We start from the raw sequence: 24,390 nt of genomic DNA, 5'->3' as shown, positions 1-24,390 counted from the left end.
ATGCCCAGGACTGTAGGAGCTGCCGAGTGCAACGAGGCTGCGATCTTTCCCCTGCCAATTGAATCCAGAGCGAAAAAACAAAAAATCAAAAGATCGCAGCCTTCGGCAGCTCCTACACAAAGCGAGCTTAGGGTGGATCAGTGCGCCTCGGTAAACGCCAGCTTCACCCCAATGGCGACGAGCACCGCGCCCATGGTCCGGTCGAACCAGTGGCCCATGCGCGCAAAACCGGCGCGCACCCGCTGCTGGCTGAACAGCAGCGCCACCAGGCAGAACCAGGCGGCCGTCGCAACCGCCAGGTACACGCCGTAACCGGCCTGGACGGCCAACGGTGTGTGCGGGTTGATCACCACGGTGAACAGCGACAGGAAAAACAGCGTCGCCTTGGGGTTCAGGCCATTGGTGACGAAGCCCGAGGTGAACGCGCCGCGAGGGGTACGCTCACCGGCCTCCTTGTGCAGGTTGTCCTCGCTGGGCTTGGCCGGTTGCGCCCGCAGTGCCTTGAAGCCGATGTACAGCAGGTACGCGGCGGCAGCCCACTTCAGCGCGTTGAACAGCACGATCGATTGCGACACGATCAGGCCGATACCCAACAGCGAATACCCCACGTGCAGGAAAATCGCCGTGCCGACGCCCAGCGCCGTCCAGGTCCCGGCGCGCCGGCCATGGGTCACGCTTTCACGCACCACCACGGCAAAATCCGGCCCGGGGCTGGCAACGGCCAACAAGTGGATCAGGGCGACGGTGAGGAATTCGGTGAGGTACATGGTGGAGCTCCTTGGCTAACTCAAATCTCAAAACAAACATCAACTGTGTAGTGAGGGGGCTGTGTGGGAGCAAAGCTTGCTCGCGAAACGGGCGACTCGATTCCTGGGAGACCGCATCGTCGATGTCGCGAGCAAGCTTTGCTCCCACAGACATCTGATAGGCTCGCCACATTACGCCTTCGGTTCTTGACATAAAAGGTACAGCTGATGACGAACAGCGCTCGTGCAGTTTTCCTCGACCACCCTTCCCTGGACCTCGGCGACCTGGACCTGGGCCCGCTGCGCAACTGCTTCAGCGACCTGCAACTGTTCGCCCGGACCACGCCGGACCAGGTGGCCGAGCGGCTCGAGGGCGCCACCGTGGCGATCACCAACAAGGCCGTGATCGATGCGCAGGCCATGGCGGCCAGCCCCGACCTGAAGCTGATCCTGATCAGCGCCACCGGCACCAACAATGTCGACCTGGCGGCCGCCCGCCGCCACGGCATCACGGTGTGCAATTGCCAGGGCTACGGCACGCCGTCGGTGGCCCAGCACACGATCATGCTGTTGCTGAACCTGGCGACGCGCCTGGCCGATTACCAAAAAGCAGTAGGTGAAGGTCGCTGGCAGCAGGCTTCGCAGTTTTGCCTGCTGGACTATCCGATTGTCGAACTGGAAGGCAAGACCCTGGGCTTGCTCGGCCATGGCGAGCTGGGCAGCGCCGTCGGGCGGCTGGCCGAAGCCTTTGGCATGCGCGTGCTGCTGGGGCAGCTCCCCGGGCGCCCAGCCCGCCCCGACCGCTTGCCACTGGAGCAATTGTTGCCGCAAGTCGATGCCCTGACCCTGCACTGCCCGCTCAACGAGCACACCCGACACTTCATCGGCGCCCGCGAACTGTCGCAGCTCAAGCCCGGCACGTTCGTGGTCAACACCGCCCGTGGTGGCCTGATCGACGAACAGGCCTTGGCCGAAGCCCTGCGCAGCGGTCATTTGGGTGGCGCCGCCACCGACGTGCTCAGCGTGGAGCCGCCGGCCCAAGGCAACCCGCTGCTGGCCGGCGATATTCCACGCTTGATCGTCACACCGCACAACGCCTGGGGCAGCCGCGAGGCGCGGCAACGGATCGTCGGGCAAATGAGCGAAAACGCCCAGGGCTTTTTCAGCGGTACAGCGCGGCGTGTCGTCAGTTGATAAACTGCCGCACTTTTTTTCAAGGAGCAGACCATGGATCCGCGCAGTGAAGTACTGCTTCGTCAGGCCGAGTTATTCCAGGGTTCGGTCTTGCTGGCCGGCCTGCCCGCCGATGACCTGCTCGGCCGTTTGCCAGAGGCCCATGGCTGGTGCTGGCACGCTGGGGATCAGGCCGCGCTGGACGCTCGCTTCCCTGAGCGCAGCCACTTTGGTGTGAACATACCCGAGCGTGGGTTCGACACGGCCGTGGTGTTCCTGCCCAAGGCCAAGGACCTGACCGACTACATCCTCAATGCCGTGGCGGCGCGCCTGGCCGGGCGCGAGGTGTACCTGGTGGGGGAAAAACGCAGTGGCATCGAAGGGGCGTCCAAGCAGCTCAACCCGTTCGGCAAGCCACGCAAGCTCGACAGTGCGCGGCATTGCCAACTGTGGCAGGTCACCGTCGCCAACGCGCCCGAGGCCAAGCCCCTGGAAAGCCTGGCCCAGACCTACGAATTGCCCCTGGCCGAAGGCCCGTTGAAGGTCATCAGCCTGCCAGGGGTGTTCAGCCATGGTCGCCTGGACCGCGGCAGTGCGCTGCTGTTGGAACATCTGGATAAACTGCCCAGCGGGCATTTGCTGGACTTCGGCTGCGGTGCCGGGGTGCTGGGGGCGGTGGTCAAGCGGCGCTATCCGCACAACACCGTCACCCTGTTGGACGTGGACGCATTCGCCGCCGCCAGCAGTCGCCTGACCCTGGCCGCCAACGGCCTGGAGGCCGAGGTGCTGACCGGTGACGGCATTGACGCCGCGCCGATGGGCTTGAGCGCGATCCTGAGCAACCCACCGTTCCATGTCGGCGTGCACACCGATTACCACGCCACGGAAAACCTGTTGCGAAAAGCAGCCAAACATCTGAAAAACGGCGGCGAACTGCGGCTGGTTGCCAATAGCTTCCTCAAGTACCAGCCACTGATCGAGGAGCATTTGGGCGTCTGCGCCATCAAGGCCGAAGGCCAGGGCTTTCGCATCTACCGGGCCAAGCGCGGTTGAAATCTTTTAGGTAACAGCACTTGCTCAATCGGATTTGCCTAGGCAGAATCCGCTCCGTCCTAGGGGAGTAGTCTCCCGCGAGCGCCATGCTCGCCCGGCATACGTCAACATACTTGGTCAGCAGACCATGGCGTATGCGGCCCAAGCGTCCACACAGATGGTCGCTGGGTTTGACAAGACCTATGACACGCACACCTTACCCGGGGCGGGAAGGCTGTACGTGTCATAGCCGTGTCGACCCGCCCCTTAGGAATTCCTGATGCTGGACTCACTCCTGGTACCTACCGCTATCGTTGCGCTGGCCGAAATCGGCGACAAGACGCAATTGCTCGCGCTTATCCTGGCCGCTCGCTTTCGCAAACCCTGGCCGATCATCGCCGGCATCGTTGCTGCGACGCTCGCCAACCATGCCGCTGCCGGGGCAGTGGGGGTCTGGGTCAGCGGCTTTTTCTCCAACGCGGTCTTGCACTGGATACTGGCGGCAAGCTTCACGGCCACGGCGCTGTGGACCCTGGTCCCGGACAAACTGGACGATGAGGAAGCGAACACGGCCCGCAAGTTCGGCCCGTTCCTGACCACGTTGATTGCGTTCTTCCTGGCGGAAATCGGCGACAAGACGCAGATCGCCACGGTGATGCTCGCCGCGCAATACCCTGAGTTGTGGTTGGTGATCATCGGCACCACCGTGGGCATGTTGATTGCCAACGTGCCGGTGGTCCTGGCGGGCAATTTCGCCGCCGAGAAGCTGCCCCTGACCCTGATCCGCCGCCTGGCCGCCTCGGCATTCTTCGTCCTGGCGATCGTGGCGGTGTACAAGGCGATGCAGAGTAGTGGGTGGGTTTGAGGCTGCGTCACACCTTGGGCATAGGATAACTGTGGGAGCATAGCTTGCTCGCGATAAACGATGACGCGGTCTGATTAACGTCTGCGTCGCCCCTGTCGCGAGCAAGCTTTGCTCCCACAGCGATGCTTACTTCTTGGCCTGCTGATAAAGCGGCATCACCTTCGGAATCGCCGCCTGCAACGAAGTGATACGGCTGCTCGACGACGGGTGGGTGCTCATGAATTCCGGTGGCGCGCCTTCCGAGGCCTTGGCCATCTTGTTCCACAAGGTGATCGCCGCGTTCGGGTCGTAGCCGGCGCGGGCGGCCAGTTCGAGGCCGATCAGGTCGGCTTCGTTCTCGTTGCCGCGGCTGTTGGGCAAGGTCATGCCGTAGTTGGCGACGGTGTCGGCCAATGCCAGGCTGTCCTGGCCCAGGCCGAACAAGGCGCCAGCGCCCTGCTTGGCCATCTCGATGCCATAGGCCTTGGACATCGCTTCGCGCCCGTGCTCGCGCAGGGCGTGGGCGATTTCGTGGCCCATGATCGCGGCAATTTCAGCGTCGGTCAGCTTCAACTGGTCGATCAGACCGGTGTAGAACATGATCTTGCCGCCAGGACCGCAGTTGGCGTTGAGCTCATCGCTCTTGATCAGGTTCACTTCCCATTTCCACTGCGCCGAATCCGGGCGGAACACCGGCGCCTTGGCGATCAAGCGGTCGGCAATGACCTGGATGCGCTTGGCATCGTTGCTGGTCTTGTCCAACGCGCCCTGGGCGCTCGCCTCACCCATCGTCTTTTGATAGGACTGGGCGTACATCTGGTTGACCTCAGCGGTCGACAGCATGCTGAACATGTACTGCTTGCGCTCCACGCCCACGGCTCCGCCGCTGGTGGTATTGACCGACTGGCAACCGGTGAGCAGCAGAGCCGCGCTCAGAGCACTCACCATCAATGTCTTGTTCATGTAAAAAAAGCTCCCTGGAAACGTGGGCGTATCCTAGGCCTTGATTTGTATCGGCGCCAGATACCTAACGAAGGATTACAGTTTTTTCGCATTGCTCGCGATAGCGCCCGGCCAGCCAACCTTGAAGTGACTGACACTACGCCTTCGCGAGCAGGCTCGCTCCCACAGGGGATTGGCGGCAGGATGCCGATTTGTGAATGCAGCAGAACAACTGTGGGAGCAAAGCTTGCTCGCGATGGCGTCAGTCCAGCCAACATTGAGGTGACTGACACTACGCCATCGCGAGCAAGCTTTGCTCCCACAGACTCCCCACAGGCTCAATGCAGGGGGTTAGAGTTCGCCGAGGGCTTCGATCAGGGCCTGGTTCTGCTCCGGTGTACCGATGCTGATCCGCAGGAACTGGGCAATCCGCTCCTGCTTGAAGTGCCGCACGATCACACCCTGCTCCCGCAGTTTCGCCGCCAATCCTGCCGCATCGTGCCGGGGATGGCGGGCGAAGATGAAGTTGGCCGCCGAGGGCAGCACGTCAAAGCCCTTGGCTTGCAGTTGGGCCACGACCCATTCACGGTGCTCGATGACCAACTGGCAGGTCCGGTCGAAATGCTCGCGATCATCGAACGCCGCCGCGCCGCCGACATTCGCCAAGCGATCCAGCGGGTAGGAGTTGAAGCTGTTCTTGATCCGCTCCAGCGCTTCGATCAGGTCCGGATGGCCCACCGCCAGGCCCACGCGCAGCCCCGCCAGGGAGCGGGACTTGGACAAGGTCTGGGTCACCAGCAGGTTCGGATAGCGATCCACCAGGCTGATGGCCGTCTCGCCGCCAAAGTCGATATAGGCCTCGTCGACCACCACCACCGAATCCGGGCTGGCCTTGAGCATCTGCTCGACCGCTTCCAGCGCCAGCAGGCAGCCGGTCGGCGCGTTCGGGTTGGGGAAAATGATCCCGCCATTGGGTTTGGCGTAGTCCGCCGGGTCGATCTGGAATTGCGCATCCAGCGGCACCGCATCGAACTGAATGCCGTACAACCCGCAATACACCGGATAGAAGCTGTAGCTGATGTCCGGGAACAGCAGCGGCTGGTCGTGCTGCAACAGACCGTGAAAGATGTGCGCCAGCACTTCATCCGAGCCGTTACCCAGGAACACCTGGTTGCTCTGCACGCCGTAATAGCGGGCCACGGCACCTTTCAGCAGGTCGCTGTTGGGATCCGGATACAGGCGCAGGTTGTCGTTCAGCTCGGTCTGCATCGCCGCCAGGGCCTTGGGCGATGGGCCGTAGGGGTTCTCGTTGGTGTTGAGCTTGACCAACCGGGTCAGCTTCGGCTGTTCACCCGGCACGTAGGGCACCAGGTTCTTGACGAACGGGCTCCAGAATTTACTCATTTCAGTTCCCCTGCCCTTCGATGGATGACTCGTCAAGAATGCGGTACTCGGCACTGCGCGCGTGGGCGCTCAGCGATTCGCCACGGGCCAGCACCGAAGCGGTCTTGCCCAGTTCGGATGCGCCCTGCTCGGAGCAGAAGATGATCGACGAGCGTTTCTGGAAGTCATACACCCCCAGCGGCGACGAGAAGCGCGCGGTGCCGGAGGTCGGCAACACGTGGTTGGGACCTGCGCAGTAATCGCCCAGGGCCTCACTGGTGTGGCGCCCCATGAAGATCGCACCGGCGTGACGGATCTGCGGCAACCAGGCCTGCGGATCGGCGACCGACAACTCCAGGTGTTCCGGCGCGATGCGGTTGGCGACTTCGATGGCCTGCTCCATGTCGCGGACCTTGATCAGCGCACCACGACCGTTGATCGAGGTGTTGATGATCTCGGCGCGGTCCATGGTCGGCAGCAGCTTGTCGATGCTGGCGGCGACTTTGTCGAGGAACTCGGCGTCCGGGCTGACCAGGATCGCCTGGGCGTCTTCGTCGTGCTCGGCCTGGGAAAACAGGTCCATGGCGATCCAGTCCGGGTCGGTCTGGCCGTCGCACACCACGAGGATTTCCGACGGGCCGGCGATCATGTCGATGCCGACCTGACCAAACACGTGGCGCTTGGCGGTGGCGACATAGATGTTGCCCGGCCCGACCACCTTGTCGACCCGTGGCACGCTTTCGGTGCCATAAGCCAGCGCAGCCACGGCCTGGGCACCGCCGATGGTGAACACCCGGTCCACGCCAGCGATGCAGGCGGCGGCCAGCACCAGTTCGTTGATTTCACCGCGCGGGGTCGGGACCACCATGACCACTTCGGTCACGCCGGCGACCTTGGCCGGGATGGCGTTCATCAGCACCGAGGACGGATAGGACGCCTTGCCGCCCGGCACGTACAGGCCGGCGCGGTCCAGCGGCGTGACTTTCTGGCCCAGCACCGTGCCGTCGGCTTCGGTATAGCTCCAGGAGTCCTGTTTCTGCCGTTCGTGATAATCACGCACCCGAGAGGCGGCCTTTTCCAGGGCTTCGCGCTGGGGCACGGTGATCCGGGTCAGGGCCAGTTCCAGGCGCTCGCGCGGCAGGATCAGGTCGGCCATGGACGCCACTTGCAGGCCGTCGAATTTCTGGGTGAATTCCACCAGGGCGGCATCGCCACGCTCGCGCACGGCCTTGATGATGTCCAGCACCCGCTGATTGACCGAGTCGTCAGACACACTTTCCCAGCTCAGCAGATGATCCAGATGATGTGCGAAATCCGGATCGGCAGCGTTGAGTCGGCGAATCGAAGTGGGAGCGGTCATAGCGAGGGCCTCATTAATGGCAAATGCTCAGGCGCCCTAAGCTACCAGTCCATTCGCGTGGGCACCTGAGAAAATTGGCTATGACACGGATAGACGGGCGCGACTCAAGGTCGCGCAGGTGAATCAGCCGCGGTGTCGCGATTCCACTGCCTTGCGCAGGGTATCGATCAGAGCCTGGATACGGGCGTGCTGCATTTTCATCGAAGCCTTGTTGACGATCAGCCGGGAGGTGATGTCAGCGATGAAGTCCTGGGGTTCCAGACCGTTGGCCCGCAGGGTGTTGCCGGTGTCGACCACGTCGATGATCTTGTCCGCCAGGCCGATCAGCGGCGCCAGCTCCATCGAACCGTACAACTTGATGATGTCGACCTGACGACCCTGCTCGGCGTAGTAACGCTTGGCAATGTTGACGAACTTGGTCGCCACGCGCAAACGCCCCTTGGGCTCCGGCGCGCCGACTTTACCGGCGGTCATCAGCTTGCAGCGGGCGATCTGCAGGTCCAGGGGCTCGTACAGGCCCTGGCCGCCGTATTCCATCAGCACGTCCTTGCCGGCAACGCCCAGGTCGGCGGCGCCATGTTCCACGTAGGTCGGCACATCGGTGGCACGCACGATCAGCAAGCGCACGTCGGCCTGGGTCGTGGGGATGATCAGCTTGCGGCTCTTGTCCGGATTCTCGGTCGGCACGATGCCCGCTTCAGCCAGAAGCGGCAAGGTGTCGTCAAGGATGCGGCCCTTGGACAGTGCGATGGTCAACATGGGAAACGTCAGTCCTTATCAAGGTACTCATGCCCGGTCGCAAGCGGCGCCGGACACACATCGAGGGTGCAAACACCCTCGACCTGAAACGAAATCAACGGGCACATCCTTGTGCCCATGCAGCCGGAACTAGCCCGGTACGCGGCGGATCTTGGCGCCGAGCATCTGCAGTTTTTCTTCGATGCACTCGTAGCCACGGTCGATGTGGTAGATGCGGTCGATCAGGGTATCGCCTTCGGCAACCAGGGCCGAGATGACCAGGCTGGCCGAGGCCCGCAGGTCGGTGGCCATCACTGGCGCGCCCTTGAGCTTCTCGGTACCCGTGACGATGGCCGTGTTGCCTTCGACCTGGATCTTGGCGCCCATGCGGTGCAGCTCGTAGACGTGCATGAAGCGGTTTTCGAAGATCGTCTCGATCACAGCACCGGTGCCTTCGGCAATGGCGTTGAGGGAGATGAACTGCGCCTGCATGTCGGTCGGGAATGCCGGGTACGGAGCGGTCCGCACGTTGACGGCTTTTGGCCGCTTGCCGTGCATGTTCACTTCGATCCAGTCTTCGCCGCAGGTGACTTCGGCACCGGCTTCCTTGAGTTTTTCCAGGACGGCTTCAAGGATGGTCGGATCGGTGTCCTTGACCTTGACGCGACCACCGGTGACGGCAGCGGCGACCAGATAGGTGCCGGTTTCGATCCGGTCCGGCATCACTTTGTAGGTGGCCGAATGCAGGCGTTCAACACCGTCGATGGTGATGGTGTCGGTGCCAGCGCCGCTGATCTTCGCGCCCATGGCGATCAGGAAGTTCGCCAGGTCGACCACTTCAGGCTCGCGCGCAGCGTTTTGCAGCACGCTGCGGCCCTTGGCCAGTGCGGCGGCCATCATGATGTTCTCGGTCCCGGTCACGCTGACGGTATCGAAGAAGAAGTGCGCGCCGCGCAAGCCGCCTTCCGGCGCCTTGGCCTTGATGTAGCCGCCTTCGACGTCGATCACCGCGCCCATGGCTTCCAGGCCGCGAATGTGCAGGTCCACCGGCCGCGAGCCAATGGCGCAACCGCCAGGCAAGGCAACTTCGGCTTCACCGAAACGGGCAACCATCGGGCCCAATACCAGGATCGACGCACGCATGGTCTTCACCAGCTCGTACGGGGCGATCAGGGTCTTGATGGTGCGCGGGTCGATCTCGACGCTGAGCTTCTCGTCGATCACCGGCTCAATGCCCATGCGGCCGAACAGCTCGATCATCGTGGTGATGTCGTGCAGGTGCGGCAGGTTGGCCACGGTCACAGGACCATCGCACAGCAGGGTCGCGGCCAGGATCGGCAGGGCGGAGTTCTTTGCCCCGGAAATACGGATTTCGCCATCAAGACGAACGCCGCCGGTAATAATCAGTTTATCCATAAGAATCTCGAGGCCCTTGGGCTCAGGTGCGCTCGGCCCAGGCCGCGCTGCTGAAAAATTTCATCGTGACCGCGTGGATGCTGCCATCGGCGATCCATGGGTTCAAATGGGCATAGATGCTCTGCTGACGCTTCACTGGGCTCAACGTCGCCAGTTCGTCGCTGATCACGTTCAGCTGGAAGTTGCAGCCTTCGCCTTCAACTTCCACCTTCGTACCAGGCAGCTTTCCTTCAAGGAAGCTCTTCACTTCTACAGCCTGCATGCTCAACCTCAATCGGCGCCCTGTGCGCGCGGGTCGCACATCATACAAAAAAGCCCCGCGCCTGCGAACCCCGCGAAGCAGGACTCTGACGGGGGGACTTTTCCAAGGATGTGGGTCAGGTGTGCGCCAACAGCTCGGTCAGCTCGCTGACCTGGGCTATTTCGCGCATGTCTTCGGGCATCCCACGGATGCTCCACGTTTTGCCGGCCGCCTTGGCGTCCCGCATGAAGCACAGCAGCAGCGACAGCCCGACGCTGCTGGACTTCTGCACCGCCGAGCAATCAATGACCACCTCGGCGGCACTGACGGACTTGATCAGCGCCTGGCCCTGCTTGCGCAGGGCCGGACCGGTGCGGTAATCCAGCACGCCACTGAGCATCAGCACGCCAGCCTCACCCAGACGAACGGCCGACTCACTCACCGATTCGATCATTGTGCCTGCTTCTCTTTGGCTTCTTCGGTCACTTCCTTGGCCTTGGCGACTTCACCGGCCCAACCGTTGATGGTCTTGTCCAGGTCGTTGCCATTGCGCTGCATGGCATCGGCGAACTGATCGCGGAACAGCTTGCCGATGTTGATGCCATTGATGATCACGTTGCGCACCTTCCACTCGTCGTTGATTTTCTCGAGTGTGTAGGACACAGGATAGATCGCGCCGTTGTTGCCCTTGACCTGCATGTCGACGCTGGTGCGGGTGCCACTTTCGTCCTTGGCCGGAGAAACGGTGATGCCCTGGTTGTTGTACTCCAGCAAGGCATTGCCATAGAACTGCATCAGGCTGCGCTTGAAGTTCTCCTGGAAGCGGGTCATCTGCGCCGGGGTTGCCTTGCGCGAGTACTTGACGGTCATGATGCTCTTGGAGATGCCGTCGGCGTCGACCACGGGGCCGACGATGCCGTTCAGTGCGTCATAGAACGCGCTGGGGTCCTGCTTGTATTGCTCTTTGTTGGCGGCAAGGTCCGCCAACAGCCGGGTTGTCGTGTCCTGGATGATGTCATGGGCCGAAGGCGCGGCCACGGCGTTAGCCATCAACGGCAGCGCCGCGAGCAACACCAACAGGCCACGTCGCAAGATAGAGATCATTCAAAAGCTCCTCATTTGGCGTCTTTGCTAACGGTATTGAGCAGGAATTTACCGATCAGGTCCTCGAGCACCAGGGACGACTGCGTGTCGTGGATGACGCCACCGTCCTTGAGCACGGCATCTTCCCCACCCACGCTGATGCCAATGTACTTCTCACCCAGCAGCCCAGCCGTGAGGATAGATGCAGTGGAATCAGTCGGCAGGTTATCCACGCGTTTTTCCAACTCCAGCGTCACCCGACCGGTGAAATCCTCGCGATTCAGATCGATTGCCGTGACCTTGCCGATCGTGACACCGGCCATGGTCACCTTTGCTCTGACCGTCAAACCGGCGATATTGTCAAAGTTGGCATAAAGTTTATAAGTATCGGTGCTTGCGGTCGGCGCCAGTCCACTGACCCGCAGGGCCAGCAGCAGCAAAGCCAGGATGCCAGCCAGCAAGAAAAGGCCGACACCGATTTCCAGGGTGCGGTTTTGCATCAGAAATCTCCAAACATCAAGGCGGTCAGAATAAAGTCAAGGCCCAGGACCGCCAGTGAGGCGTACACCACGGTCTTGGTTGTGGCACGGCTGATCCCCTCTGACGTGGGCTCACAGTCATAGCCTTGGAACACGGCGATCCAGGTCACGACGAAAGCGAATACGGCACTTTTGATCACGCCATTGAGGACATCGTCGAGGAAATCGACGCTGTTTTGCATGTTCGACCAGTAGGAACCCTCATAGACCCCCAGCCAGTCAACGGCCACCCACGAGCCGCCCCAAATCCCCACGACGCTGAAAATCATTGCCAGCACCGGCAGGGAAATGAAACCGGCCCACAGGCGCGGGGCAATGATGTACTTGAGCGGGTCGACGCCGATCATTTCCAGGCTGGACAACTGCTCGGTGGACTTCATGTTACCGATTTCGGCCGTCAGCGCCGAACCGGCACGCCCGGCAAACAGCAGCGCCGTGACCACGGGGCCGAGCTCACGCAGCAGCGTCAGCGCAACCATCTGCCCGACCGCCTGCTCCGAACCGTAGCTGGACAAAATGCTGAAGCCTTGCAGCGCCAGCACCATGCCAATGAAGATCCCGGAGACCACGATGATCACCAGGGACATCACGCCCACCGAGTGCAACTGCTTGACCAGCAGGCCGAAACCGCCGCCTGTCGAGTTGCGACCGAGCAAGGCGTGCATCAGGAACAACGAGGAACGGCCCAGTACCGCCAACACGTCGATGCCGGAGCGGCCAAACAGGCGAATTCTTTCCAACAGTGATTTCTTGCGCATCAGCGCTTCCCCAGCAGATCGGTACGGTAATCCGTGGCCGGAAAATGGAACGCCACCGGCCCGTCCGGATCACCCTTCATGAATTGGCGAATGCGCGGGTTGTCCGACTCTGCCAGTTCCTGCGGTGTCCCCTGCCCCAGCACCTGACCATCGCCGACCACATAGATGTAGTCGGCAATGCTCGCGGTTTCGGCCAGGTCGTGGGAGACCACGATACTGGTGATGCCCAGCGCATCGTTAAGCAGGCGGATCAGGCGTACGAGCACGCCCATGGCGATCGGGTCCTGCCCGACGAAGGGTTCGTCGTACATGAGGATCTTCGGATCGAGGGCAATCGCCCGCGCCAGCGCAACCCGACGCTTCATGCCGCCGGACAGCTCGTCGGGCATCAGGTCAAGGGCGCCACGCAGCCCGACGGCCTGCAATTTGAGCAGGACGATGTCACGGATCATCTCTTCCGGCAGGTCGGTATGGACCCGCAGCGGGAACGCCACGTTCTCGAACACATCGAGATCGGTAAACAGCGCGCCACTCTGGAAGAGCACGCCCATGTGCTTGCGCGCATCGAACAGGTCGCTGCGAGACAACTCGGGAAGATTCTGACCATTGACCCAGACTTCGCCGGCGCTGGGGCGCAGTTGTGCCCCCATCAGCCGTAGCAGCGTGGTCTTGCCGCACCCGGAAGGCCCCATGATACCGGTGACCTTGCCGCGTGGAATGCGAATATCGATGTCATTGAAAATGCTGCGCGTCCCTCGCTTGAAGGACAGTCCCTTCAGCTCGACCGCGTAGGCGTTGTCGGCACTCATCTAAACTCCTTGCGATGCAGCCTCACATTCGAATGCCCTGGGCAGCCGACAAGCGCCGGTACCGCCGGGCACGCGAACCGGCGGCGAACTATATCACTGCAACAGCCAAGCTCCCAAGGCCAACGCCCCGCCCGTTAAGCCTGGTTTAAGGTAAAAAGCCACATTTTATGTCGAACCTTGCGCCCCCTCGAACAAAGCATGACGAACTTACGTGAGGGAATTGTTCATTGCCGCTATAATCGCCGCCTTTTCATCGGGCTATACGATTTCTGACATGAGCCAATCCAGCGACCTGATTCAATCGGCACAACGTACCATCCGCCTCGAGCTCGAAGCCGTGCAAGGCTTGCTGCCCCATATCGACGCTGATTTCGTACGCGCCTGCGAGATGATTCTGGCCAGCAAAGGCCGCGTGGTCGTGGTCGGCATGGGCAAGTCCGGGCACATCGGCAACAAGATCGCCGCCACCCTCGCCAGCACCGGCACCACGGCCTTTTTTGTCCATCCGGCCGAAGCCAGCCACGGGGACATGGGCATGATCACCCGGGACGACGTCATCCTGGCCCTGTCCAACTCCGGCTCCACCAATGAGATCATCACGCTGCTGCCGCTGATCAAGCGCCTGGGCATCCAGTTGATCAGCATGACCGGCAACCCGGACTCGCCGCTGGCCAAGGCCGCCGAAGTAAACCTCAATGTCCATGTCGAACACGAAGCCTGCCCGCTGAACCTGGCACCGACCTCCTCCACCACCGCCGCCCTGGTCATGGGCGACGCCCTGGCCGTGGCGCTGCTGGAAGCCCGGGGCTTCACCGCGGAAGATTTCGCCTTTTCCCATCCCGGTGGCGCCCTCGGCCGTCGCCTGCTGCTGAAAGTCGAAAACGTGATGCACGCTGGCCAGGAGCTGCCACAAGTGCTGCGCGGCACGCTGCTCAAGGACGCGCTCATGGAAATGACCCGCAAAGGGCTGGGCATGACGGTGGTCCTGGAGACCGACGGCAAGCTCGCCGGGATCTTCACCGACGGCGACCTGCGCCGCACCCTGGACCGCACCATCGACATCCACAGTGCGACCATCGAGCAAGTCATGACGCCCCACGGCAAGACCGCCCGCGCCGAGATGCTCGCCGCCGAGGCCCTGAAGATCATGGAAGACCACAAGATCAGCGCCCTGGTGGTCGTCGACGACGAAGACCGTCCGGTGGGCGCCCTGAACATGCACGATTTGCTGCGTGCGGGAGTCATGTAAATGAACACAGACCTGTTGCAACGCGGCCAAGCCATCAAGCTGGCGGTTTTCGATGTGGACGGCGTGCTGACCGACGGTCGCCTGTACTTCCTTGAAGACGGCAGCGAGTTCAAGACGTTCAACACCCTCGACGGCCAAGGCATCAAGATGTTGATGGCCGCCGGCGTGCAGACCGCTATCATCAGCGGCCGCAAGACCCCGGTGGTCGAGCGGCGCGCGAAGAACCTCGGCATCCCGCACCTTTACCAGGGGCGCGAAGACAAACTGGTGGTGCTGGACGAGCTTCTGGGTCAACTCAACCTAAGCTATGAACAGGTGGCCTACCTCGGTGACGACCTGCCAGACCTGCCAGTGATTCGCCGGGTCGGCCTGGGCATGGCGGTCGCCAACGCGGCCAGCTTCGTCCGCGAGCACGCCCACGGCGTCACCACGGCGCGAGGCGGCGAAGGTGCGGCACGCGAATTCTGTGAACTGATCCTGCGCGCCCAGGGCCGCCTCGAAGCGGCCAACGCCGCGTACCTGTGAGCCATTTATGCTGAGCAAGAAGATTCGCACCCTCGTGGTGTTTGGCTGTATCGCGGCGATCTTTGCTGCGGTGGGCTACTGGAACATCAGCCCCGAACGGTTTCTCGACCGGCCTGCGACCCAGATCGAGGAAAAGATCGACTGGTACGCGACCAACACGCATACCCTGCAGTACCTGCCCGACGGCAAAGTGCAATACGAGATGACGTCCGACAAGGTCGACCACGTAAAGGCCACTGACATTACGCTGGTCACCAAGCCCGACCTGAACATGTTCCGCGGCACCGATTTTCCGTGGCACGTACAGAGTGAGCACGCCGAAGTCAATTCCGGCGGCACCGAAGTGGAACTGATCGACTCGGTACGCATCGCCCGAACCGACGAGAAAAACCGCACGACCATCATCACCAGCACGCGCATGACCGTGTTCCCACAGCAAGAATATGCGCAGACCGAGCAACCCGTTAGAATCGACGGCGCCGGGGGTGTATCGACCGGCACGGGAATGAAAGCGTATTTGAAGGAAAGCAGGATACACCTGCTATCGAACGTAAGAGGACAGTATGAAGCTCGCTAAAACCCTCCCTATTTTGCTCAGTCTGGGCGCAGCACTGGGAAGCGCGAGCGCCTGGGCTCTTCCCGACGACCGCAACCAGCCTATCCGCATCCAGGCCGATGATGCCCAGCTCGATGACAAGAATGGCGTTGCCACCTATAAAGGTGACGTGATCATCACCCAGGGCTCGATGAAGGTCACCGGCAATACCGTGACCATCACCCGCACCCCGTCCGGCGACATCGACGTAGTGACCTCCGTGGGCAACCTGGCCTATTTCGAGCAGATGCAAACCGCAGGCGATACCAAGCCTGTGCAGGGCTACGGGGTCACCATCCAGTATCACGCCTCACAGGATCGTGTCGTCCTGATCGACCGCGCCAAGGTCGTCGACAAGGACAACAACGTGACCCAAGGCGAGAAAATCGTCTACGACACCAACAAGAAGCTCGCCAGCGCCGGTCGCGCCACCGGTAGCAAGGTGACCGAGTCGCGTCCGCGGATCGACATGGTGATCCAACCGAAAAAGAAAACCGACGAGCAGAAGGCCCAGTAATGGCAACTCTGAAAGCTCAGCACCTGGCCAAGAGCTACAAGAGCCGTCAAGTCGTGCGTGATGTCAGCCTGTCCATCGACAGCGGCCAGATCGTCGGCCTGCTCGGCCCCAATGGCGCGGGCAAGACCACTTGCTTCTACATGATCGTCGGCCTGGTCCAGGCCGATCAGGGTCGCGTGCTGATCGACGACCTGGATGTCAGCCACCAGCCGATGCACGGCCGGGCGAAGGCCGGTATCGGCTATTTGCCGCAAGAAGCGTCGATCTTCCGCAAACTGTCGGTTGCCGACAACATCATGGCCATCCTCGAGACCCGCAAGGAACTCGACAAGGCCGGTCGTCGCCAGGAGCTGGAAAGCCTATTGCAGGAATTCCACATCAGCCACATTCGCGACAACCTGGGCATGAGCCTGTCCGGTGGCGAGCGGCGTCGCGTGGAAATCGCCCGCGCCCTGGCCACCGCACCGAAGTTCATCCTGCTCGACGAACCGTTCGCTGGCGTGGACCCCATCTCGGTGGGCGACATCAAGCAGATCATTCATCACCTCAAGGCCAAGGGGATCGGCGTGCTGATCACCGACCACAACGTGCGCGAGACGCTGGACATCTGCGAAACCGCCTACATTGTCAATGACGGCCAGCTGATCGCCGAAGGCGACTCCGCAGCGATCCTGGCCAATGACCTGGTCAAGGAAGTGTATCTGGGCCATGAGTTCCGCCTGTAAGGACAAGTGTCTGGCGACTTGCCCGAGCGTCGTTTAATTTTATTATGGCGACGCTCTAGGCAAACACTTCAGTTTCAGGCATATAATTTGCTTAAGTTTGGCGCTTCGGCGCCCTGTAGTGGATGGCGCATGTGCGCCGGCGAATAAGGTGTTAAGCCCCTGCCATGAAACCATCGCTAGTCTTGAGAATGGGCCAGCAGCTGACGATGACACCGCAGCTGCAACAGGCCATCCGCCTGCTCCAATTGTCGACCCTGGACCTGCAACAGGAAATCCAGGAGGCCCTGGAGTCCAATCCGATGCTCGAACGCCAGGAAGAAGGCGACGACTTCGATAACACCGATCCGCTGGCCGACAACGTCGAGCAGAAGACCAACACCGAAATCCCGGAACCGTCCTACCAGGAAGCCGCCCCGACGGTGGATAACCTCGAGGATGGCGAATGGAACGAACGCATCCCCAACGAGTTGCCCGTGGACACGGCCTGGGAAGACGTCTACCAGACCAGCGCCAGCAACCTGCCGAGCAGCGATGACGACGAGTGGGACTTCACCACCCGCACCTCTGCCGGCGAAAGCCTGCAAAGCCACCTGCTGTGGCAGCTGAACCTGGCGCCGATGTCCGACACCGATCGCCTGATCGCCGTAACCCTGATCGATTGCATCAACAACCAGGGCTACCTGGACGAGACCCTCGACGAAATCCTCGAAGCGTTCGACCCCGAGCTCGACATCGAGCTGGACGAGATCGAAGCCGTCCTCCATCGCATCCAGCAGTTCGAACCGGCCGGTATCGGCGCCCGCAACCTGGGCGAGTGCCTGTTGCTGCAACTGCGCCAGTTGTCCGCCAAGACACCGTGGCTGGCCGAAGCCAAGCGGCTGGTCACCGATTACATCGACCTGCTGGGCGGCCGCGACTACAGTCAACTGATGCGTCGCATGAAGCTCAAGGAAGATGAGCTGCGCCAGGTCATCGAACTGGTGCAGAGCCTCAACCCGCGCCCCGGCTCGCAGATCGAATCCACTGAACCTGAATACGTGGTCCCCGACGTGATCGTGCGCAAGCACAATGATCGCTGGCTGGTGGAGCTCAACCAGGAGTCGGTGCCCAAGCTGCGCGTCAACGCCCAGTACGCCGGCTTCGTCAAGCGCGCCGACACCAGCGCCGACAACACCTTCATGCGCAACCAGTTGCAGGAAGCGCGCTGGTTCATCAAGAGCCTGCAAAGCCGCAACGAAACCCTGATGAAAGTGGCCACCCAGATCGTCGAGCATCAGCGCGGCTTCCTGGAGTACGGCGATGAGGCGATGAAACCGTTGGTCCTGCATGACATTGCCGAGGCAGTGGGCATGCACGAGTCGACGATTTCCCGGGTAACCACCCAGAAATTCATGCATACCCCCCGGGGCATCTATGAATTGAAATACTTTTTCTCCAGCCATGTCAGCACCTCCGAAGGCGGCGAATGCTCGTCCACGGCCATCCGCGCGATCATCAAAAAACTGGTGGCCGCGGAAAATCAGAAAAAGCCGTTGAGTGACAGCAAGATCGCTGGTTTACTGGAGGCACAAGGCATTCAGGTGGCCCGCCGTACCGTCGCCAAGTACCGCGAATCCCTCGGGATCGCGCCTTCGAGCGAACGCAAGCGGTTGATGTAACAAGGCCACGCCACAGCGTTCCAGTGGCAGGCATTTCTGCCTGCCGCTTTATGCACTGGCAACGAAGGAGAAGCTGTATGCAAGTCAACATCAGTGGACACCAACTGGAAGTGACCGAACCCCTGCGCACCTACATCGGCGAAAAACTCGACCGATTGGAGAGGCATTTCGACAAGATCACCAACGTGCAAGTCACGATGAACGTCGAGAAACTGCTGCAGAAAATCGAAGCCACGCTGCATATCCCCGGCGGAGAAGTGGTTGCCAACGCAGAGCACACAGACATGTATGCCGCGATTGACCTGCTGACCGACAAGCTGGATCGCCAACTCAAAAAGCATAAGGAAAAGACCCAGAGCCTCCTCCAGGGCGCAACCGGTCGTTAACCCCCCCAATCCATGATCCGACTAGAAACCATCCTGACCCCCGGCCGTTCCCAAGTGAACGCGCCGGGCGGCAGTAAAAAGAAAGCCCTCGAGCAAATTGCCAACCTGATCCACCGCGAAGTGCCGGATCTGGAAATGCAGGACGTCTTCGAGGCCCTGGTTGCCCGTGAAAAACTCGGTTCCACCGGTTTTGGCAACGGCATCGCCATTCCTCACTGCCGTCTCAAGGGTTGTGCCGCGCCGATCAGCGCGCTGTTGCACCTTGAAACCGCCATAGATTTCGACGCCATCGACGGCGCCCCGGTCGACCTGCTGTTTGTATTGCTGGTACCGGAAGCGGCGACCGATGCGCACCTCGAGCTGCTGCGCCAGATTGCCAGCATGCTGGACCGCAAGGAAGTGCGCGAAAAACTGCGCAGCGCACCGAGCAACGAAGCGTTGTACCAGGTTGTCCTGGACGAGCAGAACGGTCATTAAAAATGCGCATGATCATCGTCAGTGGCCGCTCCGGCTCCGGTAAAAGCACAGCCCTCAACGTGCTTGAGGACAGTGGCTACTATTGCATCGACAACCTGCCCGCCGGCCTGCTGCCGGAACTGGCCGAGCGCGCCCTGATCCACACCGAGCTGGCGCAACCGCTGGTAGCGGTGTCCATCGACGCACGTAACCTGCCAAGCCACCTGTCGCGTTTTCCTGAACTGCTCGAGGAAGTGCGCAGCCGGCATATCCAGTGCGATGTGCTGTACCTGGATGCCGATGAAGAAACACTGCTCAAGCGTTTTTCCGAAACTCGCCGGCGCCACCCGCTGAGCAATGCCAACCGTTCCCTGGCCGAAGCCATCGAGGACGAAAGCCAGCTACTGGGGCCGATCGCCGACCTCGCGGACCTTAAGGTCAACACCACGCACCTGAACCTGTATCAGTTGCGCGACACGATCAAGCTGCGCCTGCTCAACCAACCCGAGCCGGGCACGGCGTTCCTGGTGGAGTCATTCGGTTTCAAACGTGGCATGCCAGTAGACGCCGACCTGGTGTTCGATGTGCGCTGCCTGCCCAATCCTTATTGGAAACCGGAATTGCGCGAGCAGTCCGGGCTCGACCAACCGGTGATCGACTACCTGGCCGCACAACCGGATGTCGAGGAAATGTACCAGGACATCTCCAGCTACCTGCTCAAATGGCTGCCCCGCTTTGCCGCGAGCAACCGCGCCTATGTCACGATCGCCATTGGTTGTACTGGTGGCCATCACCGCTCCGTCTACCTGACCGAACGCCTGGGTCAGCTCCTGCAACAGTCCCTGAAGAACGTCCAGGTTCGCCACCGCGACCTCAGCTAAAGGATTCACATCGCGATGCCTGCTCAGGAAATTGAAATCATCAACAAGCTGGGCTTGCATGCCCGAGCATCGGCCAAGTTCGTCGGCGTCGCGGGCCAGTTCAAGGACACCACCATCAGGGTCGGTCGCACGCCAGAGTCTACGGTCGACGGTAAAAGCATCATGGCGATGATGATGCTCGCCGCCGGCAAGGGCACCAAGATCCACCTGCACACCGAAGGTGATCAGGCGCAGGAAGCGATGGATGCCTTGGTTGACCTGATCAACCGATATTTCGACGAAGGCGAATAACGACCTCAGGACTCCAAAGCGGATTTATTGTGGCAAGGGGATTTATTGGTGGGAGCAAAGCTTGCTCGCGATGAAGGCGACTCGGTCACTCAGAAACCGAGGCGCCTGCATCGCGAGCAAGCTTTGCTCCCACAGCCCTTCTCGCCACAGATAAAATCACATCACCACAGATCTGCCACTTGTCACGCCAACGCCGTATCCAGCACCATCATCAAACAAAACCCCAGCAACAGCCCCAGGCTCGCCAGTTTCTCGTGACCATTGCGACGGGATTCGGGAATGACCTCGTGAGTCACCACCAGCAGCATCGCGCCGGCCGCCAACGCCAGACCCAAAGGCAAGAGCATCTCGGCCAGGCTCACCAACCAGGCGCACAGCAGCGCGAACACGGGCTCGACCAGCCCTGACGCCGCGCCAATCAGAAACGCCTTGGCCCGCGACATCCCCGCCGTAGCCAGCACCAACGCGATCACCAGCCCTTCGGGTACATCCTGCAAGGCGATGCCCATCGCCAGGCTGTCGGCATCCGGCATGCCACCACCCGCCGACACGCCCACCGCCATGCCTTCGGGAATGTTGTGGGCGATGATGGCAAACACGAACAGCCAGATCCGCGGCGCAATGATCGGACGTCCTGGCGCCGCGACCAGCCTTTCGGGGCTGGCCGAGACCTTGCGGTCCACCAGGTACAGCCCGAACGCGCCCAATAGAATGCCAAAACTGATGAGGCCGCTGGCCGCCCAAGGCGTCAATCCCAACTGCTCGGCCGCAGCAATGCCCGGCACGATCAGCGAGAACGCCGTGGCCGCAAGCATCACCCCGGCACCAAAACCCAGCAGCGAATCGCTGACGGCCTGGGGCATGCGCCGGATGACCAACACCGGCACGGCCCCCAGCGCGGTGCCCAAGGCGCAGAGCCCGCCACCCTCAAGCGCACGCAGCAGCCTGGGCTCCAGGTCCAGCCATACCAGGCCCTGGGCCGCCAACAACGTCATCCCGGCCAACAGCAACAACGATCCCAAGGCGTAGCGAAACATCCGTCCGCTTCCAATCGCCAGTGTTTGAGTATCCATAGTCAGCCTTGAGTTGTTTTCATGAAGGACTCGAAGCCAGCGCAGCCTGGTAGCGCCGGGCGACCTCAGGCCAGTTGATCACATTGTAGAAGGCGCTGATGTATTCCGGACGACGGTTCTGGTAGCGCAGGTAATAGGCGTGCTCCCAGACGTCCAGGCCAAGAATCGGCGTGTTGCCCTTCATCAGCGGGCTGTCCTGGTTGCCGCTGCTTTCCACCACCAGGGTCTTTTGCGGGGTGACGCTCAACCAGGCCCAGCCGCTGCCGAAACGGGTCAGCGCTGCTTTGGTGAAAGCTTCCTTGAAACGCTCGATACCGCCCAGTTGTGCTTCGATCGCCGCCGCCAGACCACCATCAGGCAGGCCGCCGCCCCGGGGCGTCATCACTTCCCAGAACAACGAATGGTTGGCATGGCCGCCGCCCTGGTTGATCACTGCGGCCTGCAGGCTTGGTGGCAACTGCTCCACGCTGGACACCAGTTTTTCGACAGGCCACCCGGCGTATTCGGTGCCGTCCACCGCTGCGTTGAGGTTATTGATGTAGGTCTGGTGATGCTTGGTGTAGTGGATCTCCATGGTTTGCGCATCGATGTGCGGTTCCAGGGCGTCGTAGGCGTAGGGCAATGCAGGCAAGGTAAAAGCCATGTTCAATGGACTCCATGATGAAGAGGGGCATTGCGCTGCCGGGGCGTAGCGGCATTGCAGTGCAGCAGGCGCTGGGTGCGTGGGTATTCACCGTGCTCGCTGATGAAATTCAGCAGTTCGACATAGGTCTTGTGGCTCTGGCGCAGCGCGGCGGCGCGCAGGGCCGGCGCCAGACGTTCGTCCTGCATGGTCTGCAACAACCGTTGGTGGATCGCACACAAATACTCGGCGCTCTCCTCCGGCTGGTTCAGGCGCAAGTGCAGGTCCGCCAGGTTGTGATGGGAGACGACGCACGCGGCCACGGCTTCGTCGGCATCCGCCCAACGCTCGAACAGCACCTGGGCCAGCGCCAGGGCCTGTAGGTAAGCTTCGCGGGCGTCCACCAACTCGCCCAGCATGAAACAACGATTGGCCCGTTCGATCGTACGCTTCCAGTGTTCCATGATGAGTCCTCCACACAGGTGTCGGGGTTACACGCCGCCGGCGGTGAGCTTCTCCGGGTCCAGCAGGACTTCGAGTTCGCTGCGTGTCAGGTCGGTGTGCTCCAGGGCGACATCGATGACCGGTCGACCTTGCTGGTAAGCCTTCTTGGCGATTTCAGCGGCCTTCTGGTAACCGATGATGGGATTGAGCGCGGTCACCAGGATCGGGTTGCGCGACAACGCTTCCTTGAGCCGGGCTTCGTTGACCTTGAACGTGGCAATGGCCTTGTCCGCCAGCAAGCGGCTGGCGGTGGACATCAGGGTGATGCTGCTCAGCAGGTTCTGGGCGATGATCGGCAGCATCACGTTCAACTCGAAGTTGCCCGATTGACCGGCGACAGTGATCACCGTGTCGTTGCCGATCACCTGGGCCGCCACCATCGCGGTGGCTTCAGGAATGACCGGGTTGACCTTGCCGGGCATGATCGAGGAGCCCGGCTGCAAGCCTTCGAGCTCGATCTCGCCCAGGCCTGCCAGCGGCCCGGAATTCATCCAGCGCAGGTCGTTGGCGATTTTCATCAACGACACGGCGGTGGTCTTGAGCTGCCCGGAAACCGCTACGGCGGTGTCCTGGGAGCCGATCAGCGCGAACAGATTCTTGCCCGGGGTGAATTGCACCTGGGTCAATTGCGTCAGTTGCTGGCTGAACAACTCGGCGAAACGCGGATGGGCATTGACCCCGGTGCCGACCGCCGTACCGCCCTGGGCCAGGGATTGCAGGCTCGGCAGCACATCCTGCAAGTGGCCGATATTGGCCTTGAGCTGCTGCGCCCAACCGTCGAGCACCTGGCTCAGGCGCACCGGCATGGCATCCATCAGATGGGTGCGACCCGTTTTGATGAATGGGTGGACCTCTTCGGCCTTGCGCTCAATCACCTGCACCAGGTGCAACAGCGCCGGCAGCAGTTGCTCATGCAAGGCCAAGGCAGCGCTGACATGAATGCTGGTGGGGATGATGTCGTTGCTGCTCTGGCCGCAATTGACGTGGTCGTTCGGGTTGACCGTCTCTCCCAGCAGGCGGCTGGCGAGAGTGGCGATCACTTCGTTGGCGTTCATGTTGGAGCTGGTGCCGGAGCCGGTCTGGAAAATATCCACCGGAAAATGGTCCATGAAACGGCCTTCGAGCAGCCCCAGTGACGCATCGACGATGGCCTTGCCTTGGGCCGCGCTGATTTGTTCCAGTTCTACGTTGGCCCGGGCGGCGGCGGCCTTGGCCAGGATCAGGGCGCGGATGAACTGCGCCGGCATACGCTGGCCGCTGACCGGGAAGTTATCCACGGCACGCTGGGTCTGGGCGCCATAGAGGGCATCCACCGGGACTTGCAGCTCGCCCATGCTGTCGCGTTCGATACGGGTATTACTCATCGGGAGATCCTTGCACCAGTTCAATAAGAGAAATCGACGGCTCCAGGGCGCAGGTCGCCAGCGCCCAGGCATGGCTCTGCCAGCGCTTGAGGCGGCAGCGGCACAGTGACTGTTGTTCGAGGTCGCGCAGGGGACGCCAGGCCTGGTCGAGGCAGAGATTGCGCCAATGCCAGGGCAGCGCGACATCCGAGGCGGTGTCGAGCAGCAGCCGGAACGCGGTCTCGGCGATCATCCAGGGCGAAGTGGCGGTGCAGCCGGCCAGATAGCGGCCCTCGGCCAGGTAGTGCTCGATCAGCCGCGGCTCGTCCGGGTTCATCGCGCAACGGATCTGGCGGCTCATCCAGCGCCAGCTTTCAAGGTAGGGTTGTTCGTGCAGGGCAGAACTCATGACCGGGGCTCACTCGGCGAATGAGATTCATTATTAGATGATAATAAGAAGCAACACAACTGTTAAGCCGCACAAATTCATTGTGGCGAGGG

At 61.5% G+C, this 24,390-nt stretch carries 30 protein-coding genes and 1 riboswitch; of the genes, 13 read left to right on the top strand and 17 right to left on the bottom strand.

Annotation, left to right across the window (positions count from 1 at the left end; translation table 11 throughout):
* Positions 1-137: 137 nt before the first annotated feature.
* Complete coding sequence (locus CFII68_RS01045) at positions 138-767, bottom strand: LysE family translocator (RefSeq protein ID WP_018614041.1); 630 nt, start codon at positions 765-767, stop codon at positions 138-140.
* 207 nt (positions 768-974) lie between these two features.
* On the opposite strand from CFII68_RS01045, the gene CFII68_RS01050 reads away from it, so the two are divergent.
* The 3 genes from CFII68_RS01050 to CFII68_RS01060 all read left to right on the top strand — a co-directional run bounded on the left by CFII68_RS01050 (position 975) and on the right by CFII68_RS01060 (position 3,816).
* Positions 975-1,940 carry a 2-hydroxyacid dehydrogenase gene (locus CFII68_RS01050; protein ID WP_018614039.1) on the top strand — a complete coding sequence of 322 codons (966 nt, stop codon included), beginning with the start codon at positions 975-977 and terminating at the stop codon, positions 1,938-1,940.
* Positions 1,941-1,973: 33 nt separating this feature from the next.
* Positions 1,974-2,972: a class I SAM-dependent methyltransferase gene (locus CFII68_RS01055; RefSeq protein ID WP_018614037.1), complete on the top strand. Its 999-nt coding sequence runs from the start codon at positions 1,974-1,976 to the stop codon at positions 2,970-2,972.
* A gap of 50 nt (positions 2,973-3,022) precedes the next feature.
* Positions 3,023-3,143: riboswitch (yybP-ykoY riboswitch) on the top strand.
* 88 nt (positions 3,144-3,231) lie between these two features.
* Positions 3,232-3,816 (top strand): TMEM165/GDT1 family protein, encoded by a 585-nt coding sequence (locus tag CFII68_RS01060; protein WP_018614034.1) that lies wholly within the window; start codon positions 3,232-3,234, stop codon positions 3,814-3,816.
* A gap of 126 nt (positions 3,817-3,942) precedes the next feature.
* On the opposite strand, the gene CFII68_RS01065 is transcribed toward CFII68_RS01060, so the two are convergent.
* The 11 genes from CFII68_RS01065 to CFII68_RS01115 form a co-directional block, all read right to left on the bottom strand.
* Positions 3,943-4,758 (bottom strand): M48 family metallopeptidase, encoded by an 816-nt coding sequence (locus CFII68_RS01065; RefSeq protein WP_018614032.1) that lies wholly within the window; start codon positions 4,756-4,758, stop codon positions 3,943-3,945.
* Between the two features lie 330 nt (positions 4,759-5,088).
* Complete coding sequence (hisC, locus tag CFII68_RS01070) at positions 5,089-6,141, bottom strand: histidinol-phosphate transaminase (RefSeq protein ID WP_018614030.1); 1,053 nt, start codon at positions 6,139-6,141, stop codon at positions 5,089-5,091.
* Between the two features lies 1 nt (position 6,142).
* Complete coding sequence (gene hisD / locus CFII68_RS01075) at positions 6,143-7,480, bottom strand: histidinol dehydrogenase (protein ID WP_018614029.1); 1,338 nt, start codon at positions 7,478-7,480, stop codon at positions 6,143-6,145.
* Positions 7,481-7,603: 123 nt separating this feature from the next.
* On the bottom strand, positions 7,604-8,239 hold the full coding sequence (gene hisG / locus CFII68_RS01080; protein WP_003197870.1) for an ATP phosphoribosyltransferase: 636 nt from the start codon (positions 8,237-8,239) through the stop codon (positions 7,604-7,606).
* 129 nt (positions 8,240-8,368) lie between these two features.
* Complete coding sequence (murA, locus tag CFII68_RS01085) at positions 8,369-9,634, bottom strand: UDP-N-acetylglucosamine 1-carboxyvinyltransferase (protein ID WP_018614024.1); 1,266 nt, start codon at positions 9,632-9,634, stop codon at positions 8,369-8,371.
* Between the two features lie 22 nt (positions 9,635-9,656).
* Positions 9,657-9,896, bottom strand: coding sequence for a BolA family protein (locus CFII68_RS01090; RefSeq protein ID WP_018614022.1), 240 nt, complete (start codon positions 9,894-9,896; stop codon positions 9,657-9,659).
* Between the two features lie 115 nt (positions 9,897-10,011).
* Positions 10,012-10,317, bottom strand: coding sequence for a lipid asymmetry maintenance protein MlaB (locus CFII68_RS01095; RefSeq protein ID WP_018614021.1), 306 nt, complete (start codon positions 10,315-10,317; stop codon positions 10,012-10,014).
* A gap of 8 nt (positions 10,318-10,325) precedes the next feature.
* Positions 10,326-10,979: a phospholipid-binding protein MlaC gene (locus CFII68_RS01100; RefSeq protein WP_018614019.1), complete on the bottom strand. Its 654-nt coding sequence runs from the start codon at positions 10,977-10,979 to the stop codon at positions 10,326-10,328.
* Positions 10,980-10,990: 11 nt separating this feature from the next.
* Positions 10,991-11,458 (bottom strand): outer membrane lipid asymmetry maintenance protein MlaD, encoded by a 468-nt coding sequence (gene mlaD / locus CFII68_RS01105; RefSeq protein ID WP_018614017.1) that lies wholly within the window; start codon positions 11,456-11,458, stop codon positions 10,991-10,993.
* The gene (gene mlaE, locus CFII68_RS01110; RefSeq protein ID WP_018614015.1) at positions 11,458-12,255 is read right to left on the bottom strand and encodes a lipid asymmetry maintenance ABC transporter permease subunit MlaE; all 798 of its coding nucleotides are present in this window, start codon (positions 12,253-12,255) and stop codon (positions 11,458-11,460) included. The genes mlaD and mlaE overlap by 1 nt, the downstream gene beginning before the upstream one ends.
* The gene (locus tag CFII68_RS01115; protein ID WP_018614013.1) at positions 12,255-13,064 is read right to left on the bottom strand and encodes an ATP-binding cassette domain-containing protein; all 810 of its coding nucleotides are present in this window, start codon (positions 13,062-13,064) and stop codon (positions 12,255-12,257) included. Before CFII68_RS01115 ends, mlaE begins: the two co-directional genes overlap by 1 nt.
* A 274-nt stretch (positions 13,065-13,338) precedes the next feature.
* On the opposite strand from CFII68_RS01115, the gene CFII68_RS01120 reads away from it, so the two are divergent.
* The 10 genes from CFII68_RS01120 (at position 13,339) to CFII68_RS01165 (ending at position 20,347) form a co-directional block, all read left to right on the top strand.
* On the top strand, positions 13,339-14,313 hold the full coding sequence (locus CFII68_RS01120; protein ID WP_018614011.1) for a KpsF/GutQ family sugar-phosphate isomerase: 975 nt from the start codon (positions 13,339-13,341) through the stop codon (positions 14,311-14,313).
* A complete protein-coding gene (locus CFII68_RS01125; protein ID WP_014336638.1) occupies positions 14,314-14,838 on the top strand; it encodes an HAD family hydrolase in 525 nt (174 codons plus the stop codon).
* Between the two features lie 7 nt (positions 14,839-14,845).
* The gene (lptC, locus tag CFII68_RS01130) at positions 14,846-15,415 is read left to right on the top strand and encodes an LPS export ABC transporter periplasmic protein LptC (protein WP_018614008.1); all 570 of its coding nucleotides are present in this window, start codon (positions 14,846-14,848) and stop codon (positions 15,413-15,415) included.
* Entirely contained in the window at positions 15,402-15,950 is a 549-nt protein-coding gene (lptA, locus tag CFII68_RS01135; RefSeq protein ID WP_018614006.1) for a lipopolysaccharide transport periplasmic protein LptA, read from the top strand. Before lptC ends, lptA begins: the two co-directional genes overlap by 14 nt.
* Positions 15,950-16,675: an LPS export ABC transporter ATP-binding protein gene (lptB, locus tag CFII68_RS01140; protein ID WP_018614004.1), complete on the top strand. Its 726-nt coding sequence runs from the start codon at positions 15,950-15,952 to the stop codon at positions 16,673-16,675. The genes lptA and lptB overlap by 1 nt, the downstream gene beginning before the upstream one ends.
* 164 nt (positions 16,676-16,839) lie before the next feature.
* Entirely contained in the window at positions 16,840-18,333 is a 1,494-nt protein-coding gene (locus tag CFII68_RS01145) for an RNA polymerase factor sigma-54 (protein ID WP_018614003.1), read from the top strand.
* 77 nt (positions 18,334-18,410) lie between these two features.
* Positions 18,411-18,719: a ribosome hibernation-promoting factor, HPF/YfiA family gene (gene hpf, locus CFII68_RS01150; protein WP_003178005.1), complete on the top strand. Its 309-nt coding sequence runs from the start codon at positions 18,411-18,413 to the stop codon at positions 18,717-18,719.
* Between the two features lie 12 nt (positions 18,720-18,731).
* Entirely contained in the window at positions 18,732-19,196 is a 465-nt protein-coding gene (ptsN, locus tag CFII68_RS01155; protein ID WP_018613999.1) for a PTS IIA-like nitrogen regulatory protein PtsN, read from the top strand.
* 2 nt (positions 19,197-19,198) lie between these two features.
* The gene (rapZ, locus tag CFII68_RS01160; RefSeq protein ID WP_018613998.1) at positions 19,199-20,056 is read left to right on the top strand and encodes an RNase adapter RapZ; all 858 of its coding nucleotides are present in this window, start codon (positions 19,199-19,201) and stop codon (positions 20,054-20,056) included.
* A gap of 15 nt (positions 20,057-20,071) precedes the next feature.
* On the top strand, positions 20,072-20,347 hold the full coding sequence (locus CFII68_RS01165) for an HPr family phosphocarrier protein (protein WP_018613996.1): 276 nt from the start codon (positions 20,072-20,074) through the stop codon (positions 20,345-20,347).
* 182 nt (positions 20,348-20,529) lie between these two features.
* Here CFII68_RS01165 and CFII68_RS01170 read toward each other — a convergent pair whose 3' ends face one another.
* From CFII68_RS01170 to CFII68_RS01190, 5 genes are read right to left on the bottom strand one after another with little or no spacing between them, the layout of a single operon-like run.
* Positions 20,530-21,420 carry a ZIP family metal transporter gene (locus CFII68_RS01170; RefSeq protein WP_024618946.1) on the bottom strand — a complete coding sequence of 297 codons (891 nt, stop codon included), beginning with the start codon at positions 21,418-21,420 and terminating at the stop codon, positions 20,530-20,532.
* A gap of 19 nt (positions 21,421-21,439) precedes the next feature.
* On the bottom strand, positions 21,440-22,063 hold the full coding sequence (locus CFII68_RS01175) for a superoxide dismutase (protein WP_018613993.1): 624 nt from the start codon (positions 22,061-22,063) through the stop codon (positions 21,440-21,442).
* Between the two features lie 2 nt (positions 22,064-22,065).
* Positions 22,066-22,506, bottom strand: a complete 441-nt coding sequence (locus tag CFII68_RS01180) for a hypothetical protein (RefSeq protein ID WP_018613990.1) — start codon at positions 22,504-22,506, stop codon at positions 22,066-22,068.
* Between the two features lie 27 nt (positions 22,507-22,533).
* Entirely contained in the window at positions 22,534-23,910 is a 1,377-nt protein-coding gene (locus tag CFII68_RS01185; protein WP_018613988.1) for an aspartate ammonia-lyase, read from the bottom strand.
* A complete protein-coding gene (locus tag CFII68_RS01190) occupies positions 23,903-24,298 on the bottom strand; it encodes a hypothetical protein (RefSeq protein ID WP_018613986.1) in 396 nt (131 codons plus the stop codon). Before CFII68_RS01190 ends, CFII68_RS01185 begins: the two co-directional genes overlap by 8 nt.
* Between the last annotated feature and the right edge of the window lie 92 nt (positions 24,299-24,390).

Origin of the sequence: Pseudomonas sp. CFII68 (assembly GCF_000416195.1) — a bacterium.
Lineage (GTDB): Bacteria > Pseudomonadota > Gammaproteobacteria > Pseudomonadales > Pseudomonadaceae > Aquipseudomonas > Aquipseudomonas kilonensis.
Note: the sequence above shows the minus strand (reverse complement) of the source record. Positions and strands in the feature narration are given on the sequence as shown.

Bases quoted from the DNA above. Each gene is read 5' to 3' on its own strand.
- CFII68_RS01180 (WP_018613990.1), bottom strand. From the start codon at position 22,506: ATGGAACACTGGAAGCGTACGATCGAACGGGCCAATCGTTGTTTCATG.
- hisD (WP_018614029.1), bottom strand. From the start codon at position 7,480: ATGACCGCTCCCACTTCGATTCGCCGACTCAACGCTGCCGATCCGGAT.
- lptA (WP_018614006.1), top strand. From the start codon at position 15,402: ATGAAGCTCGCTAAAACCCTCCCTATTTTGCTCAGTCTGGGCGCAGCA.
- CFII68_RS01060 (WP_018614034.1), top strand. From the start codon at position 3,232: ATGCTGGACTCACTCCTGGTACCTACCGCTATCGTTGCGCTGGCCGAA.
- CFII68_RS01050 (WP_018614039.1), top strand. From the start codon at position 975: ATGACGAACAGCGCTCGTGCAGTTTTCCTCGACCACCCTTCCCTGGAC.
- rapZ (WP_018613998.1), top strand. From the start codon at position 19,199: ATGCGCATGATCATCGTCAGTGGCCGCTCCGGCTCCGGTAAAAGCACA.
- hpf (WP_003178005.1), top strand. From the start codon at position 18,411: ATGCAAGTCAACATCAGTGGACACCAACTGGAAGTGACCGAACCCCTG.
- CFII68_RS01045 (WP_018614041.1), bottom strand. From the start codon at position 767: ATGTACCTCACCGAATTCCTCACCGTCGCCCTGATCCACTTGTTGGCC.
- hisC (WP_018614030.1), bottom strand. From the start codon at position 6,141: ATGAGTAAATTCTGGAGCCCGTTCGTCAAGAACCTGGTGCCCTACGTG.
- CFII68_RS01125 (WP_014336638.1), top strand. From the start codon at position 14,314: ATGAACACAGACCTGTTGCAACGCGGCCAAGCCATCAAGCTGGCGGTT.
- CFII68_RS01165 (WP_018613996.1), top strand. From the start codon at position 20,072: ATGCCTGCTCAGGAAATTGAAATCATCAACAAGCTGGGCTTGCATGCC.
- mlaD (WP_018614017.1), bottom strand. From the start codon at position 11,458: ATGCAAAACCGCACCCTGGAAATCGGTGTCGGCCTTTTCTTGCTGGCT.
- mlaE (WP_018614015.1), bottom strand. From the start codon at position 12,255: ATGCGCAAGAAATCACTGTTGGAAAGAATTCGCCTGTTTGGCCGCTCC.
- CFII68_RS01120 (WP_018614011.1), top strand. From the start codon at position 13,339: ATGAGCCAATCCAGCGACCTGATTCAATCGGCACAACGTACCATCCGC.
- CFII68_RS01170 (WP_024618946.1), bottom strand. From the start codon at position 21,420: ATGGATACTCAAACACTGGCGATTGGAAGCGGACGGATGTTTCGCTAC.
- CFII68_RS01190 (WP_018613986.1), bottom strand. From the start codon at position 24,298: ATGAGTTCTGCCCTGCACGAACAACCCTACCTTGAAAGCTGGCGCTGG.
- CFII68_RS01065 (WP_018614032.1), bottom strand. From the start codon at position 4,758: ATGAACAAGACATTGATGGTGAGTGCTCTGAGCGCGGCTCTGCTGCTC.
- CFII68_RS01185 (WP_018613988.1), bottom strand. From the start codon at position 23,910: ATGAGTAATACCCGTATCGAACGCGACAGCATGGGCGAGCTGCAAGTC.
- CFII68_RS01100 (WP_018614019.1), bottom strand. From the start codon at position 10,979: ATGATCTCTATCTTGCGACGTGGCCTGTTGGTGTTGCTCGCGGCGCTG.
- lptC (WP_018614008.1), top strand. From the start codon at position 14,846: ATGCTGAGCAAGAAGATTCGCACCCTCGTGGTGTTTGGCTGTATCGCG.
- CFII68_RS01090 (WP_018614022.1), bottom strand. From the start codon at position 9,896: ATGCAGGCTGTAGAAGTGAAGAGCTTCCTTGAAGGAAAGCTGCCTGGT.
- hisG (WP_003197870.1), bottom strand. From the start codon at position 8,239: ATGTTGACCATCGCACTGTCCAAGGGCCGCATCCTTGACGACACCTTG.
- lptB (WP_018614004.1), top strand. From the start codon at position 15,950: ATGGCAACTCTGAAAGCTCAGCACCTGGCCAAGAGCTACAAGAGCCGT.
- CFII68_RS01115 (WP_018614013.1), bottom strand. From the start codon at position 13,064: ATGAGTGCCGACAACGCCTACGCGGTCGAGCTGAAGGGACTGTCCTTC.
- CFII68_RS01055 (WP_018614037.1), top strand. From the start codon at position 1,974: ATGGATCCGCGCAGTGAAGTACTGCTTCGTCAGGCCGAGTTATTCCAG.
- CFII68_RS01145 (WP_018614003.1), top strand. From the start codon at position 16,840: ATGAAACCATCGCTAGTCTTGAGAATGGGCCAGCAGCTGACGATGACA.
- ptsN (WP_018613999.1), top strand. From the start codon at position 18,732: ATGATCCGACTAGAAACCATCCTGACCCCCGGCCGTTCCCAAGTGAAC.
- murA (WP_018614024.1), bottom strand. From the start codon at position 9,634: ATGGATAAACTGATTATTACCGGCGGCGTTCGTCTTGATGGCGAAATC.
- CFII68_RS01175 (WP_018613993.1), bottom strand. From the start codon at position 22,063: ATGGCTTTTACCTTGCCTGCATTGCCCTACGCCTACGACGCCCTGGAA.